Origin of the sequence: Mesorhizobium sp. M0904, assembly GCF_040319475.1 — a bacterium.
GTDB lineage: Bacteria > Pseudomonadota > Alphaproteobacteria > Rhizobiales > Rhizobiaceae > Mesorhizobium.
Genome location: NZ_JAMYOC010000046.1, coordinates 1 through 14,729, shown reverse-complemented (window position 1 = coordinate 14,729; position 14,729 = coordinate 1). Strand labels below are relative to the sequence as shown.

Here is a 14,729-nt window from a genome sequence, read left to right as displayed (position 1 = left end):
GCATTTTCCACCCTCGTGCTGGAAGCGGACGATCCGCTGCCAGCCGGTTTCCTTCCCAGCTGACGGAGAGCGATATGAAATTCGATCCGTCCGTTGCTTTGGAGGACTAAAGCATCACGTGTGCCGGGGTAGCCTAGATGAGAAACATCCTCGCTTTCGGTGGACTCGCGCGGCAACCGGCACCAACTTCTCGAGCGCGTTTGAGCGCCTAGTCTGAGGTACCTAATCATGTCCAGTTACTTGTTCAAAAATGCCCGATTCGTTGACGGAAGTGCGGCTGAGCCGACGGAGCCGATGCAGGTGCTCGTCGAAGGCGGAATTATCTGCGAAGTCGGCAAGAATATCACTGCGCCAACCGAAGAGACGATCGATCTCACCGGTAAGATTTTGATGCCCGGCCTTATCGACTGCCATGTCCATACCATTGCTGTTAACGCGTCGTTTGGGCGCAATGCTGAGCTGCCGGATTCCTTGGTAGCCGCTCGATCCTCGCTCATTATGCGAGGTATGTTGATGAGAGGCTTCACAACCGTCCGCGACGCCGGCGGAGCTGATTTCGGCATGAAGTGCGCCGTCGACGAGGGGATTTTCTTAGGCCCGCGTCTCGTGATTTCCGGCAAGGCACTCAGCCAAACCGGCGGGCATTGTGACTTTCGAGGCCGTTTTAACAGCCGTCCTGAGATACGCGCGGGCTTCCCTCTCGGTGCCCTTGGCCGGGTTTGCGATGGGGTGTCGGACATTCGCCTGGCTGCACGCGAGGAAATCAAAGGCGGCGCGGATTTCATCAAGATCATGGCGAACGGGGGGGCGGCTTCGCCTACAGATCCGATTCACTTCCTCGGCTTCTCCCGCGAAGAGCTGGTGGCAGTGGTTGAAGAGGCAAAGAACGCTGGGACTTACGTAGCTGCTCACCTTTATACCGACGCCGCAATTCGGCGGGCCGCAGAAGCTGGTATTCACTCCTTGGAGCACTGCAACCTCATTCAGCCAGAAACTGCAAAATATGCAGCAAGTCAGGGCGCGATCGCCGTTCCGACCCTTGTTACATTCGATAAGCTTTTGAGCGAGGGGGCCAGCAATGGCTATCCGGCCGACGCTCTTGCTAAGGTCGAAATTGTTCAGTCCGCCGGCCTCGAGTCTCTCGCCATCATGAGGGAAGCTGGACTGCCTATGGCCTATGGCAGCGACCTCCTTGGTGAGATGCATCGGCATCAATCCGAGGAGTTCATCATTCGTGGGCGTGTCCTTCCAGCACACGAAATTATCGCCTCCGCTACGTCAGTTGCTGCGAAGCTGTGCCACATGGAGGGGAAAATCGGAACCATCGCGTCTGGGGCGTTTGCCGATTTGATCGTCGTTGATGGCAACCCTTTAGACGATCTAACTCTCCTTACTCACCAGGGAAGGCACGTTCCGCTTATCATGCGTGAGGGAATAATTGTGAAAAGGGTTGGACTGAACTGACACTGCAACCAACCAGACTCAATAGGGGAATAACATGATGAACCGCAGACAAATACTAGCAACCATGGCGAGCGCCACGTTCCTTGCGTCGGCCGGTAAAGGTTTTGCCCAAGCAAACCAACCTTTCCGAATTGCCGCTCTAAATCCGATCACTGGAGCCGGTGCTCCTTACGGTACGGGCATGCAGAAGATGATTTTGGCAGCGGTAGACGAGGTTAATGCCGCGGGCGGCGCCGGAGGGCGCATGATCGAGGTGGTGGCCGACGACTACCAAAGCCAGCCTCAAGAAGCAGTCCTTGTGGCTAAGAAACTCATCGAGATCGACAAGGTGAACGCTCTCGTGGGTATGTGGTCGTCGGGTGCGGTGCTCGCGACAATTCCATTGGCGAACGATGCCAATATCCTTCTCATGTGCACCTCCGGCGCTCCAGAAATCACTAGCCCTTCGATCAATTCGAAGGGCCTCGTGTATCGTTTCAACACAACGGGCGATGGGTTCGGCAAAGCTTTCGCTGAGGCCTGCGGGCGTCAAGGCTTCAAACGCCCAGCGACAATGGCCTTCAACAATGCCTCTGCCCTTGGCATCGTAGAAGGGTTCCGCAAGGCCTGGGAAGAAAAGGGCGGCGAGGTCGTCGAGGCTGTCGTCTATGAGCCGAAACAGCCCAGTTACCGATCGGAGCTTCAGCGGGTGCTTGCCGCCGACCCCGACGTCATTGTGGCCGGTTCCTATTTGCCAGATACAACCATAATTCTGCGCGAGTGGTTCCAGACGGGTGAAACTCAGAAGTGGTTTCTCCCAGGTCATGCAGCCGGTCCAGATCTGTTTAACGCCATTGGCCCCGACGCCAGCGAGGGCCTGTTCGTGGTGAACTCAATCTCCGCCGAAACATCGACCGCGTATCAGAGTTTCGATGCCGCCTACCGTAAGGCAATAAACCAACCAGGGACAGCCAACATCTATGCTGCGATGGCGTGGGATATGGTCATTGTTCTCGCGTTGGCGATGGAAGCAGCCGGGCCGAACGCCGATGTTGCGCAGATCAACGCAAAGATTAGAGAAATCGCAACCCCCCCTGGAAAGCAGGTCTCCAGTTTCGCTGAAGGCAAAGAGGTACTTAAAACCGGCGAGGTGAATTATGAAGGCGCCTCGTCATCGGTCGACTTCAACGAGCAGGCAGACGTCCTCCCTGATTTTGATGTTTCGGTAGTCTCGAATGGCGAGGCACACCGAGAGTACGTGATCAAGATCTAAAGTCTGCGAAGGAGGGGCGAAGCAGTTTAGGTTGCCGCGCCCCTCCTTAATGGAGTTGTCATGACATTCTTTGTTGAACTTCTCATCGGCGGCCTCATCTCGGGTATGGTCGTTGGTTTGGCCGCACTTGCCATTACCCTAGTATTTGGCATCGCGCGGTTTCCCAACGCCGCCACAGGGGACATGATGACGGCGGGGGCTTTTGTTGCGTTGGGCATATCCGGCACCACAGGGTTGGTCATCGTTGGCGGCGTTGTTAGTGCAGTTCTGAGCGCCGGGGTTGGCATGGCTATGTATGTTGTGGTGTTCCGGAAACTGGCCGGCAGAACCAAGGTGGCCAATCTTCTCGCCTCCATAGGCGTGGCCTTCTTCATCCGCGCAGCCGTTGCCTTGACTTTCGGACATCAGCAACAGGTTTTCCAACTCCCGCTTGTTCGTCCGTGGCGTATCTTTGACATCCGCATTCAACCGATTGACGTCTATTCGGCGATGGTCGCGGCTATAACGTTGGCTGTAGCGTTTTCGATCTTGTATGCGACACCCATCGGTCGACGCATGCGCGCTGTTGCCGATAACCCCGGACTTGCACAAGTTTCCGGTATCTCTCCGACTCAGGTAATGGTCGCACTCTGGGCATTGGCCGGTGCGGTTTCGGGCGTTGCGGGCGTGATGTACGGCATCAAGACGGTTGTCACTCCGGAAATGGGCTGGGACATGTTGGTACCAGCTTTCGCGGCTGCAATTCTGGGCGGTATAGGGAATCCAATCGGCGCTATCTGCGCGGGACTCCTCTTGGGTACGCTGCAGGAGATTGCCACTCCATTTGTTGGCTTCACCTATAAGATAGCGATTTCGTTCGTCGTGCTGTTGATTGTGCTGCTGGTACGGCCGGCGGGCTTGTTCGGGCAGACTGAGGGAGCTCGTTGATGGAAGCTTACTTTATCGCAATCGGGATCATCACCGCAATCTACGTCCTTCTGGGACTTGGCCTGAACCTGCAATACGGCCTTACCGGCATCATTAATTTTGGTCATGTCGGTTTCTTTTGCATCGGCGCCTATACAGCCGCCCTAATGGCTCAGGTTGGGATTCCTTGGCCGATCGCATTTCTAGCGGCCGCCGGCCTTGCTGCGCTTGCCGCTTGGCCTCTTGGATTGGTCAGTCTGAGGCTACAGAGCGATTACTTTGCCATCGTGTCACTCGGGTTTTCAGAGGTTGTGAGGATCATCGTTACAAGCGAAGGCTGGTTGACGAACGGAGTACAGGGCATCACGGGCATCCCGAAACTGATGGGGTTCATGGGTATCGGCCTGGCGCAGGCTTTCGCGGTGTTGATTGTACTTATCGCGGTCAATGTTCTGGCAGGTCTCGCGAAGTTTCGAATTGTGCGCTCGCCCTTTGGACGCATGATCGAAGCGATCCGCGACAACGAGGATGCCGTGAAGGCCCTTGGTAAGGATCCGGCTCGTTTCAAGATCCAGGTCCTAGCGCTCGGAGCCGCGCTTGCTGGCGTGGCTGGAGGATTTTACGCTCACTACATCGGCTTCATAGAGCCTGAGATGTTCATTCCCCTTATCACGTTTTACGTTTGGATGGCGATTATCATCGGTGGTGTCGGACACACCCTCGGTGCGCTCGCCGGCACGACTATTTTCATGGTCCTCATGGAAGGATCCCGTTTTTTTCGTGACATTATTCCGTTTGTTTCAGAAGTCGAAATGACGAGTATTCGCCTCGGTGTCATCGGTCTGACGCTGGTACTCTTCATGCTCTATCGCCCGCAGGGCCTCATGGGGGACTTTACGAAGCGATGATACTTAGGATCGAAGGTCTCACAAAGATATACGGTGCGCTGCGCGTGGTAGACAATGTATCTTTCACGGTTCCAGGAGGGGATATTGTCGGAGTGATCGGGCCCAATGGTGCAGGGAAATCGACCCTGTTTTCTCTGGTAACTGGCTTCTTAGACGCGAACGAGGGACGGGTGCGCCTAGATGACAAGGAGGTTGGACACCTTCCGCCCGCCGAACGAGCTCAGTTCGGCATGGTGCGGACCTTCCAGGTGCCTCGGGAATTCAGTTACCTTACCGTCCGACAGAACCTCATGGCGGCCGCGCCAAAACAAAGCGGTGAGAGCCTCATTAGTCTTTTTATCAGCCCGGGTCGCGTTCGGACTGAGGAAGAAAAGATATCTCGCGACGTTGACGCGATGCTCGATTTCCTTCGACTGTCCCCCATCGCGAACACACCTGCCGGCCGCCTCTCCGGCGGACAAAAGAAGCTGGTGGAACTCGGGCGCGCACTTATGACTGGCGCGAGTTTAATCTTGTTGGATGAACCCTTTGCGGGCGTCAATCCAGTACTAATCGAGGAAATTGCAGAGCGTATCCGAGAATTGAATGCACAGGGCATCGGTTTTCTCATTATTGAACATGACCTAGGTGCCCTGAGACGTTTGGTCACGACACTGCATGTTATGGACCGCGGACGCCTTATCGCCTCCGGAGCACCCGCCGAAGTGTTGTCGAACAATCAGGTGCGTGAAGCATACTTGGGAGGTACATCATGACGGTTCTTTCTATCGAGGGCCTCAGGGGTGGCTATAGCGAGGTCGACATCCTGAACGGAATTGACCTCGTGCTCAAACAAGGTGAAATCCTGACGATTGCTGGAACAAACGGAGCCGGGAAGTCGACTGTCGCAAAAGCCGTCTTGGGGCTGCTGCCGCGCGTCAGTGGATCCGTTCGGCTTGGGGGTAAGGATATCACGTTCATGCCGCCCGAAAGTCGGGCGCAGAACGGTATCGGCTATGTGCCGCAGGTCGCCAATATATTTCCTTCCCTCTCCATCACGGAGAACCTTGAAGTCGTCAAAGGAGTGCAGGATCGCAAGGCCCGGATCGGCGAAATGTTCCGCCTCTTCCCCGCCTTGGCTGAGCGCAAGCGCTCGCGGGCTGGACGTCTCTCGGGTGGTGAGCGGCAACAGCTTGCTTATGCGCGTGCATTGATGACGCGGCCTAGGGTCGTGGTGCTAGATGAGCCAACCGCGGCGCTTTCCCCCGCGCTTGTGGCGGACAGCTTCGCCCGCATTGCGAGCTTGGCGTCAGATGGAATCAGTATCTTGCTAATCGAGCAGCGCGCCCGTCAGGCGCTGGCGATCTCCAATCGAGGAGCCATCATGGACGGTGGCAGGATTGCCATGGAAGGGCCGGCGTCCGAGCTGCTGAACAACGAGAAGGCTGCTGACCTCTATCTTGGGCACTATCCCACCTAACCGAAATCGCCTGTCAATCTAACGGGAAAGTTCATCGGGGGTACGTTTGCCGCGCTTCTGATGAACGTGACAGACATGCCGCAGCGATCTTCGCGGTCCCAAATCGGGAGGGGAGAGTAGCATTCAATCGCTGGAGAAGTCCGATCATTGCCGCCGCCATTGGCGCATCCGCCTTATTCGGTCCGGCCTCCGCGCCAGCTCGTGCCGAAAACCACGCCTTGGCGCTCGACCGGTACGGCGAATGACAAACTGAAGTTTTCGGGCACAAGCGCGGGCGAGCCGGGTCCGCCTGGTCTTACCCAGCAGCCGGCTCCGAAATTGGCTGGGTCGCCTTGTGATAGCGCTGTATTCCGCCCAGTGCCGCGGAGTGCTCATCGACTTAACTGGACTCTCACTCTTCACTTCATACGTCGAGGCTTTTCCGATGATCAAAAGCGACGCCAGTGTCGACGAATACTTCAACCGTGTGGGCATCTTAGGTGCAGGAAGGCTTGGCTCCGCACTCGCAAGTCGATTGGAATCCAGAGGGGCAAATGTAGCCCTCTGGAGCCGAAGGTACGAGAGCGGTGATCAGTTGATCGCGCGCGGCGGAGAAGCCAGCGGTGCCGTGGATTTTGGTATTATTGCAAAGTCGTACGTTTTGCTTTCTGCTATTCCTAATCAAGCTCTTCTCCATCTCTCTTCACGCCCACGGCTACGCAACTTCGATGGCGTCGTATGCGCAATGGGGATAGACACATCCGTCCGATGCGTGCGAGAGACGCTCCCACAAGCGCTGGTTGTTCGGCTGAGTCCGGGGATTCCACAAGAGGGTGGACACATCACATCCGTCGGACTTTTGGACGCACACGCATTGCGTGATTCCCGGACACATGTCGCAAAGGCGGTTTTAGAGTTACTGGGACCAGTGGTATGGATCCACGAAGAGCACCTCTATGATCTTACTACGCTTCTAGCTGGCCCGCTTCTGACGCTCCTCAAGTCGGCAATTTCGAGAACGGTTGAGGCTAGCCTCAAGGCTAATGGGCTCCCGAGTCAATTCAAGGATGAGGTGGAGAGCATCGTTTTCAACGAATTGGCGAGGCGATCACTTGGCAGTAGCGAGGGCTCGCAACAAGTCGAAAGCGACAGGGCGACGCCTGGTGGAGTAACAGAGGTCGCGCTCCGCCATAAAGAGCAGATTAGCGGTCAGCTTTTGGGGATTGTTGAGTTGATGTTAAAGCGTATGGCGCGCTTGCGAGACGACTGGAAATCTGAAAACGGCCCACATACAAGGTGCGAGCCATCCTAAACCCGGGGAATCGTGCCGACCGTCTGCCACGGCTCAGCCTAGTGCAAGCACTAGGGTTATTGCTATGACAAACGCAGCGTGTTGAGGTGATCACATCGGTCGAGCGGTCTCGTGAGGAGAAGAAGCGGCTGGTGGCGGCGACGCTTGAGCCGGGGACCAGTATTTCAGAAATCGCGCGCTCGGCCAGTGTCCATGTGAGCCAGCTTTTCCGGTGGCGCAACCAGCTCTGCCGGATCTCTGCGCCGTCACTCCAATTGATTCCCGTTGAGATTGTCGAGGCGCTGCCAGCGCCGCCGACGCCGCCGAAGTCACGCGCCCCTCATCGTAAGGCCGCAAGCCCAGCATGGTGACGATCGAACTTGGCGGTGTGCATGCACCATGCTGCCAGACCTGGCCGTCACCGAGGTGAGCAACTGGATGGGCGTGCGGCCCTCGACGCCAGACAACCTGCCGATCATCGGCTCCCATCCTAAGTAATGCCGCCATCCTGTTCGCCAGGGCACGGCCACATCGGCATCAGCGGCCCGCCCATGGCCGCTTCCCTGGTCTGAGACGTCGTCGCGCGCCGCACCCCTCGGGTCCTGGGCTCCTTATCGCGTGCTATAGAGCAGTTATTGCGCCTAGGTGCAAAATTAATCTTGCGAAGCTCCACGTAATTGGTATGGTTCATTATAGAAATGATATGAGTCAATAGAAAGGGAGGAGAGTGCGTGCGATGGCGGCGAAGACATCCCCATGGTGGCTGTTTCCGACTGATCCAGATGCGCCTCCCAAGGGGTCACTGGTCAATGCGAATGAGCCGGCCCCGCTGAGTTGTCGTATAGCGACCATGCTGAGCGTTCCGACCGGTCAAGGGAAAGGATCGATCCTTAGGATCATGAACGAGTGAAACCTCGTTAAGAACGAACTTGCAGCTTGAGCCTATCAGCCTACAGAGAGCTTCCCGGGAGGAGAAACCATGCGCGACTCTGAAGTCTTTGCCAGAGTACTGAAAACAATCAATTTCGATATTGTGCCAGAGAAGACCGCGCTGGTGATTGTTGACATGCAATATCTGGATGCCCATCGGGATTACGGCATGGGAGCAGAGGCCAAGCGTCTTGGAGTGGCCCATCGGTACGAGTACTACTTCCAACAGATCGAACAGGTAGTAATTCCAAATACTCAAAGGCTGCTCGCGGTTTGCCGCAATGCCGGGGTCCAGGTCATCTATCCGCGCATCGCCTCCCTTGTGAAGGATTGCCGTGATGTCAGCATCGAGCACAAGCGGCTGAACTTGCTTGCTCCAGCGAACTCTCGCGAAAGCGAGATCCTCGATGAAATCAAGCCTTTGGAAAACGAGATCGTGCTGACGAAAGGCGCTTCGGGGGTGTTCAACTCGACCGCCATCGATCAGATCCTTCGGAATCTCGGTGTTGATACGCTGATCGTCACCGGTGTGAACACAAATTACTGCGTTGAAACGGCAGTTCGGGATGCCGGCGATCGTGGCTACAACGTGGTGCTTGTGAGCGACGCATGCGCAGCAATGAGTGAGGAGCATCAGCGTTTTGCGCTTGAGATCCTGCCGGCCGCCTACTGCGTCGTGAAAGACACAGATGGAATTGTTCACGAGATACGGGGAGGGGTGCGGAAGGTCGTCAATGCCTAGAGATAGATCCGGCTGATCCGATCAACCGAATCCAAACCCAAGTCAGAGAAACGGATAGGTGAGGAGATAGACCAATGCAGTTTTTTGTGGTGAGGAAATATGGGTTAAGCTTGAGCCTTTTGGCCGCCAGTGCGATGGGGCTCTGCGCATGGAATGCTCAAGGTCAATCAAACGAAAAGGGAGCCACGGTAGGCTTCGTCACGGAATTCAGTGGGAATATAAGTCTCATTGGCGAAGCCGGAATGCAAAGCGCTCAATTGGCGGTTGATGAGGTCAATGCTGCTGGTGGTGTGCTCGGAGGCAGGCTAGAGTTGAAGGTCGCCGATGATGCAAGCGATCCCAACATCGCACGCCAGGTCTGGGAGAAAATTGTTGCTGAAGGGGTTGACGCGGTCATCTTCAGAGAAACCTCTGCTGCACGGGTCGCGGTTCTGCCCGTTGCCGAGAAAGCAAATATTCCTGCGATCTACGCCAATGCTTATGAGGGTGGGGACTGCCGACCAATCTTGTATACCGCAGGCGAGATTGAGCCCCAGAAGGTCGTGCCATATCTCAAGTTCCTGAAGAGCAAAGGCGCCTTCAAGATCTTCATCGTGGGTAGTGACATCAACTGGGGGCGCATCGTAATCGAGATGGTGAAGAAGGCTGCTCCGGAATTTGGCCTCACGATCTTAGGCGAAGAGTTCACCCCCTACAACACCACCGACTACAGCCCGGTCATCACCAAAATCCGCAACTCGGGCGCCGACGTTCTCCTTTCGGCATTGGGTGGCACGCCCGACAACGTCGCTTTCTTCAAGCAGGCCCGGTCATCTGGGCTCATGCAGTCTTTGAAGGTGGTGGCCAACCTTGCGCTCGATGATACGACCCTGGAGGCCGTCGGCAGGGCTGCCGAAGGCTCATACATGATTGCCAGCTACTTCATGACGGACCCAAGCGAGGCGAATCGGAAATACCTTTCTGCGCTTAGAGCGAAGTTCGGCGACGACATGAAGGCGCCGGGAATCTACTCTGAGCCAGCCTATGATTCGGTACATCTCTATGCCCTGGCCGTAAACAAAGCGGGCACGACGGAGACGTCAGCTGTGATCAAGGCCCTATCAGAGGTCGAGTTCGAGGGCAGCCCCAAAGGCACAATACGCTTGACGCCGGATAGGCATGCGGCGATGCCGATCTATATCGCACAGGCGACGGCGGAGGGAATTTATAAGGTCGTGGAGTCGCTCGGAGTGCAGCAGCCCCCGAAGCAATGCGATCCCCAGCCGCCGTTCGGAATGCCGAAATAGGATCAGCTAACCAGCCAGGCCAGCCGTGCCGTTGCGGCTGGCCCCTTCTCGAACCGAACTGCAAAAGATACATCATGCTCGAGCATGCCTTGAATGTCATCACCACGGCCAGTGTGTTCTTCACTGTATCGGTTGGGCTCCTCATTGTCTTAAGCATCATGGGTGTCGTGAATCTCGCGCATGGTGCCTTCCTGACTATCGGCGGCTATGCTGCAGTCGTTGTGTCGCAGAACGGCTGGAATCCGTTGCTCTCTCTCCTACTCGCCGCAGCCGTCGGTTTCATCTTAGGTCTGATTGTAGAACTGCTTGTAGTGCGCCGGCTTTACGGGAGGCCTCTTGATACGATTTTGGCGACATGGGGCTTGGCGATCATCATTATACAGATCCTTTCAGATCGATTCGGTCGATCCACTCATTTTGTCGATGAAATCGTTTCGGGTGATCCCTTCCAGATCGCCGGTATATTTGTATCCCCCTACAAGATCTTCACAATCGGCGTCGCGCTGTTAATTGGTATCGGTTTGACGCTGGTTGCCCGATACACCGACGTCGGCATGATCGCGCGCGCGGTCATCATGAATCCGGCTTTGGCACGGACCCTTGGCATCAATACAAACCGCGTGAATTCAATTACTTTTGCCCTAGGCAGCGCCCTTGCTGCATTTGCCGGCGCGGTCATTGTACCGATGTCCAGTGTGGACCCGAACATGGGTACACCATGGGTGGTTACAGCATTCATGGTGGTTCTGGCTGCCGGTATTTCGTTGCCAGCGCTGCTGCTGAGTGCCGTGGGACTGGCCGCAGCTCAGGTGCTGGCGACCTACTTTGTGGCTCCTGTCGTGGGGAGCCTGCTCGTGATCGCCATTCCAATCCTGCTGCTCCGTCTCTTCCCGGACGGTATCAGCTCATTTCTAAGATCGCGCTAGGAGCCGAGTGATGTCCGCGGTTGATCGTCCCTCTGATACACCTGCTTCGCCACGATGGCGAGTATCCCGCTCGCACATTGGAGCTGTCTTCGCATCCTTCCTTGTATTGGCCCCAAGCCTGGTTCTTGGAGGCTATTCATCGGGACTACTGGTGCAGGCCTTCATTTTCGGGTTGGTCGCACTTAGCACTGACGTTATCTGGGGGTACGCAGGAATCCTGACGTTCGCCTCGGCCGCGATGTTTGGCACCGGTGCATATGCACTCGGCATGCTGTTCGTCCACGTCTCACCATCCGCTGCAACAGCTGCAGCGGCACTGGCCGTGGCTATGATTGCAGCAGGTTTGCTCAGCGCACTGATCGGGTGGCTCGCATTCTACGGCCGGACGAAGGTTTCGGAGTTCTATGTTGCAGTCGTGACATTGGGAGTTTCCGTCCTGTTTGGGCAAGCTGTGCTCTACGGCGGCGCAGCCACTGGAGGCAGTAACGGCCTGAGTGGCTTTACCACGTTCTCACTCAACAATCAGAGCTGGTATGTGATTGCCGGGATCGGCCTGTTGGCTTTTGGTGGTGCCGCACTCAGGATAGTAGGTAGTGACTTCGGCCTTGTCTTGAGGGCTGTGCGGGACAACGAAGCCCGGTGCCGCTACATTGGGATTAGAACACCCCTGATCAAGACGGTGGTCTTTTCCGTCTGCAATGCGCTTCTCGCGGCTGTCGGTGTATTCTATTCCCTCTATACGACAGTAGTGGCTCCCTCGCTTTTCGGGATGACGTTCGCGACGAACGTCCTGATCTGGGTCATTCTGGGCGGCCGGGCCACCATCATTGGACCAGCACTCGCCGCGATCCTTATTACGGTCGTCACGCCGCAACTTTCCACGACCATTCCATTGTACTGGCAGGGGTTGCTTGGACTGACATTCGTTCTTGTCGTCCTGTTCCTTCCGCGTGGCGTCTTGCCAGCTGTATGGGAGGGAATCAAGTCAGCTTTGTCCGTGTTTGGGCTCAATACGGCGTTCATGGCAAATACGGATGCGGGTGCAGACACGTTGTCCGAAACACGGTCGCCGGCAGTATCGAGCGCTGCAGGCCAGACCGTGCTCGACCTATCGAACGTATCGAAGAGGTTCGGCAGCTTTCAAGCGCTCACAGATGTGTCTCTTACGGTGCAGCGTGGTGAGCTCTTGAGCATCGTGGGTCCAAACGGGGCCGGAAAGACCTCGCTGGTCAAATGTATCTCTGATGGCGATGAGCGATCCTCCGGATCGATCCTTATCGATGGAAAGTCGATCGAGCGTAATCCGCCTGAGGTCATCATGGGACTAGGCGTCGGGCGCAAGTTCCAGGCTGCGAGTATTTTTGAAACACTGACGGTCGGTGAATGCCTCAAGATTGCCACCTGGAGGGGCAAAGTCCCGAGCATCTGGAATCGACACAGCACGGTAATCCTTCCCCGTGGCTCGGCGGAGGTCGCGGAATCCCTAGGACTAAAGCATGTGTGGAACATCCCGGCTAAAGACATCAGCCACGGTCAGAGACAGGCACTTGAGCTGGCGATGGTTCTGGCTCTGCAGCCCAGCGTCCTCATTCTGGATGAGCCCACGGCAGGTCTCACGACGCATGAGAGGTCCATGGTCGGCGACGTTCTGACGCGGCTGGTTACAACAGGTCAGCTGGCGATCATTCTGATCGAGCATGACTTTGAGTTCGTTAAGCGGATCAGTACGCGCATTATCGTCCTTGTTAACGGGCAGCTTGTCGCCAACGGCACGGTCGAGGAAGTCTCGAATTCTGACATCGTTCGCGATGCGTACCTTGGCCGGTCACACAAGGAGAATATGAAGTGAGTTCAGTCCTGAGCTGTGACCAACTCCATTCGGGCTATGGCGCAGTCGAAGTGCTGTCCGGCGCCAAGCTAAAGATCAAGGCCGGTGACATCTACGCTCTAATCGGAAAGAATGGGGCGGGAAAGACGACCCTGCTGCAGACCATCTTGGGTGTTCTGAAGCCGACCGCTGGCAGCATCAAGGTCCTGGAAAAAGAGGTCGTCGGTATGCCGACGCACCGGATCATCTCGTTCGGGCTCGCCTGCGCTCCTCAGGAGAAGGCGTTCTTCAATGATCTAACTGTGGACGAGAATCTCCGGCTTGGCAGCCTTTCATTGAGCAAAAGCGAGTTTGTCGGTGGTCGGGATGGCGTGATCGAGATGTTCCCCTTCATTGCTAATCGATTGCGCCAGCGCGCAGGGACCTTGAGCGGCGGTGAGCAGGCGATGGTCAAGGTTGCACGAGCCCTTTTACCCAAGCCCAAGCTTGTTCTTCTGGATGAGGTGACGGAAGGGCTTCAGCCCATCACGGTTAATCGGGTTCGAAACGTTCTCATGCGCGATCATGCCGAACGGAATACCACCATTCTGGTGGTTGAGCAGAACGTCGACTTCGTAGCCGGATTTGCCACTCGTTATGGCTTGATGGAGCGAGGGGAAATCCGAGCCGAAGGCAGCTTCGCTGAAGCAGGTGCAATCGATCACATCACCGAGCATCTGAGTATCTGATAGGATTATGGAGAAGAGCGCTAAGGTCAGCCAATTCTGATGCGCGAGAAGACATCGGCAAGCCAAGCCGGCGCATCTATGCACCGTTCCGGCCTTCTGCAGAAAGCCGGGACGGCGCTTGAGACCACCGAAACCGAACGAAATGACGGGGGTCGCACCGGTCAGGAAATCGCGCAAATCTAACAATAATCGCCTAGCAGCGCACAGGTCTCATAGTTTCTGTCTCTGACCGCTGACCGGGCGCGTTCTTGCGCGGAATGACCGATTGCTGCTTCCGAAGCCCGGAATGCCAGGACCATGACGGTCATTTGAGGATTGACGCCTGGCGCCTCCGGAATGAGGCTGCCGTTGGCGACCAAAAGATTTTCAACGCCTCGCACCCGTCCGTAAAGTAAGCGGTTAGCACGACCAAGAGCGTCAAACGCGCAGTGCTGGCCGGCTACCGACGATGTGGATGGACGCGGACCGGTGTCCACATTCTCCGCCACAGCATGGCGAGCCGACTTCTGCGCGCCGGCGCGCCGATGAAGGAGATTGCGGACATCCTGCGGCATCGAAGCCTCGACACGTCCGCCATTTACGCAAAGGTCGATCTGACCAATCTTGCAGCGGTGGCCCATGAGAAAGGACTGGCCGGTTTGGCCTGGCCTTGCACCCAGTTCAGAACGATATCGTTAGTGAGCGGGCCACTATGACCGCGCTCGTCGGCAAACAAGGCGAAGGCGGTGACTTGATGGCCCTGCATCCTGAGGGCGAAACCAAGGGCGCGGCGTTCGGACAAATAGTCCTCTGCCACCGAGAGCAGTACCGCAGTACCCATCCGGTGAAGGCCGGTGAAGACCGCAGACGTGCGTATCCGGCGGCCATGAGCACCTGAGCACCGCGGTGCCGGAGTCAAGCTTTCGATGGTGAGACGCGATGATATTCTTCGAGCAGGAGTTTGACCGTAAGCGCCAAGCTGACCCCATCTGGCGCGGCTTGAGGTGATGAGCGAGACATACTGACACTGAAGCAAGGAGCCGAGGAGCTT

At 56.5% G+C, this 14,729-nt stretch carries 16 protein-coding genes; 15 read left to right on the top strand and 1 reads right to left on the bottom strand.

The window, feature by feature from the left end:
• The first annotated feature begins 228 nt into the window (after window positions 1–228).
• The 13 genes from NKH80_RS29670 to NKH80_RS29610 all read left to right on the top strand — a co-directional run bounded on the left by NKH80_RS29670 (window position 229) and on the right by NKH80_RS29610 (window position 13,699).
• The gene (locus tag NKH80_RS29670) at window positions 229–1,464 is read left to right on the top strand and encodes a metal-dependent hydrolase family protein (RefSeq protein WP_352995567.1); all 1,236 of its coding nucleotides are present in this window, start codon (window positions 229–231) and stop codon (window positions 1,462–1,464) included.
• 34 nt (window positions 1,465–1,498) lie between these two features.
• Window positions 1,499–2,716, top strand: a complete 1,218-nt coding sequence (locus NKH80_RS29665; RefSeq protein WP_352995564.1) for an ABC transporter substrate-binding protein — start codon at window positions 1,499–1,501, stop codon at window positions 2,714–2,716.
• A gap of 60 nt (window positions 2,717–2,776) precedes the next feature.
• Window positions 2,777–3,643 (top strand): branched-chain amino acid ABC transporter permease, encoded by an 867-nt coding sequence (locus NKH80_RS29660; RefSeq protein ID WP_352995562.1) that lies wholly within the window; start codon window positions 2,777–2,779, stop codon window positions 3,641–3,643.
• Window positions 3,643–4,530 (top strand): branched-chain amino acid ABC transporter permease, encoded by an 888-nt coding sequence (locus tag NKH80_RS29655; RefSeq protein WP_352995560.1) that lies wholly within the window; start codon window positions 3,643–3,645, stop codon window positions 4,528–4,530. The genes NKH80_RS29660 and NKH80_RS29655 overlap by 1 nt, the downstream gene beginning before the upstream one ends.
• Window positions 4,527–5,285 (top strand): ABC transporter ATP-binding protein, encoded by a 759-nt coding sequence (locus tag NKH80_RS29650; RefSeq protein ID WP_352995558.1) that lies wholly within the window; start codon window positions 4,527–4,529, stop codon window positions 5,283–5,285. The genes NKH80_RS29655 and NKH80_RS29650 overlap by 4 nt, the downstream gene beginning before the upstream one ends.
• Entirely contained in the window at window positions 5,282–5,989 is a 708-nt protein-coding gene (locus tag NKH80_RS29645; protein WP_352995555.1) for an ABC transporter ATP-binding protein, read from the top strand. The genes NKH80_RS29650 and NKH80_RS29645 overlap by 4 nt, the downstream gene beginning before the upstream one ends.
• A gap of 424 nt (window positions 5,990–6,413) precedes the next feature.
• Entirely contained in the window at window positions 6,414–7,280 is an 867-nt protein-coding gene (locus tag NKH80_RS29640) for an NAD(P)-binding domain-containing protein (protein ID WP_352995552.1), read from the top strand.
• Between the two features lie 86 nt (window positions 7,281–7,366).
• Entirely contained in the window at window positions 7,367–7,630 is a 264-nt protein-coding gene (locus NKH80_RS29635) for a transposase (protein ID WP_352995549.1), read from the top strand.
• Between the two features lie 608 nt (window positions 7,631–8,238).
• Window positions 8,239–8,931, top strand: a complete 693-nt coding sequence (locus NKH80_RS29630; protein WP_352995546.1) for a cysteine hydrolase family protein — start codon at window positions 8,239–8,241, stop codon at window positions 8,929–8,931.
• Window positions 8,932–9,005: 74 nt separating this feature from the next.
• A complete protein-coding gene (locus NKH80_RS29625) occupies window positions 9,006–10,217 on the top strand; it encodes a substrate-binding protein (protein ID WP_352995543.1) in 1,212 nt (403 codons plus the stop codon).
• Window positions 10,218–10,291: 74 nt separating this feature from the next.
• Window positions 10,292–11,143: a branched-chain amino acid ABC transporter permease gene (locus tag NKH80_RS29620; protein WP_352995541.1), complete on the top strand. Its 852-nt coding sequence runs from the start codon at window positions 10,292–10,294 to the stop codon at window positions 11,141–11,143.
• A 151-nt stretch (window positions 11,144–11,294) separates the two neighbouring features.
• Window positions 11,295–12,992: a branched-chain amino acid ABC transporter ATP-binding protein/permease gene (locus tag NKH80_RS29615; protein WP_352995539.1), complete on the top strand. Its 1,698-nt coding sequence runs from the start codon at window positions 11,295–11,297 to the stop codon at window positions 12,990–12,992.
• Window positions 12,989–13,699 (top strand): ATP-binding cassette domain-containing protein, encoded by a 711-nt coding sequence (locus NKH80_RS29610; RefSeq protein WP_352995537.1) that lies wholly within the window; start codon window positions 12,989–12,991, stop codon window positions 13,697–13,699. The genes NKH80_RS29615 and NKH80_RS29610 overlap by 4 nt, the downstream gene beginning before the upstream one ends.
• 179 nt (window positions 13,700–13,878) lie before the next feature.
• On the opposite strand, the gene NKH80_RS30200 is transcribed toward NKH80_RS29610, so the two are convergent.
• On the bottom strand, window positions 13,879–14,253 hold the full coding sequence (locus NKH80_RS30200) for a GMC oxidoreductase (protein ID WP_502901008.1): 375 nt from the start codon (window positions 14,251–14,253) through the stop codon (window positions 13,879–13,881).
• Between NKH80_RS30200 and NKH80_RS29600 the strand changes: the two genes are divergently transcribed.
• Window positions 14,176–14,394 carry a tyrosine-type recombinase/integrase gene (locus NKH80_RS29600; protein ID WP_502901009.1) on the top strand — a complete coding sequence of 73 codons (219 nt, stop codon included), beginning with the start codon at window positions 14,176–14,178 and terminating at the stop codon, window positions 14,392–14,394. The two genes, NKH80_RS30200 and NKH80_RS29600, sit on opposite strands and share 78 nt — an antisense overlap.
• On the top strand, window positions 14,391–14,576 hold the full coding sequence (locus NKH80_RS29595; protein ID WP_352995530.1) for a hypothetical protein: 186 nt from the start codon (window positions 14,391–14,393) through the stop codon (window positions 14,574–14,576). Before NKH80_RS29600 ends, NKH80_RS29595 begins: the two co-directional genes overlap by 4 nt.
• Window positions 14,577–14,729 lie beyond the last annotated feature (153 nt).

Bases quoted from the DNA above. Each gene is read 5' to 3' on its own strand.
- NKH80_RS29665 (WP_352995564.1), top strand. From the start codon at position 1,499: ATGATGAACCGCAGACAAATACTAGCAACCATGGCGAGCGCCACGTTC.
- NKH80_RS29670 (WP_352995567.1), top strand. From the start codon at position 229: ATGTCCAGTTACTTGTTCAAAAATGCCCGATTCGTTGACGGAAGTGCG.
- NKH80_RS29630 (WP_352995546.1), top strand. From the start codon at position 8,239: ATGCGCGACTCTGAAGTCTTTGCCAGAGTACTGAAAACAATCAATTTC.
- NKH80_RS29620 (WP_352995541.1), top strand. From the start codon at position 10,292: ATGCTCGAGCATGCCTTGAATGTCATCACCACGGCCAGTGTGTTCTTC.
- NKH80_RS29645 (WP_352995555.1), top strand. From the start codon at position 5,282: ATGACGGTTCTTTCTATCGAGGGCCTCAGGGGTGGCTATAGCGAGGTC.
- NKH80_RS29660 (WP_352995562.1), top strand. From the start codon at position 2,777: ATGACATTCTTTGTTGAACTTCTCATCGGCGGCCTCATCTCGGGTATG.
- NKH80_RS29640 (WP_352995552.1), top strand. From the start codon at position 6,414: ATGATCAAAAGCGACGCCAGTGTCGACGAATACTTCAACCGTGTGGGC.
- NKH80_RS29625 (WP_352995543.1), top strand. From the start codon at position 9,006: ATGCAGTTTTTTGTGGTGAGGAAATATGGGTTAAGCTTGAGCCTTTTG.
- NKH80_RS29655 (WP_352995560.1), top strand. From the start codon at position 3,643: ATGGAAGCTTACTTTATCGCAATCGGGATCATCACCGCAATCTACGTC.
- NKH80_RS29595 (WP_352995530.1), top strand. From the start codon at position 14,391: ATGACCGCGCTCGTCGGCAAACAAGGCGAAGGCGGTGACTTGATGGCC.
- NKH80_RS29650 (WP_352995558.1), top strand. From the start codon at position 4,527: ATGATACTTAGGATCGAAGGTCTCACAAAGATATACGGTGCGCTGCGC.
- NKH80_RS30200 (WP_502901008.1), bottom strand. From the start codon at position 14,253: ATGCCGCAGGATGTCCGCAATCTCCTTCATCGGCGCGCCGGCGCGCAG.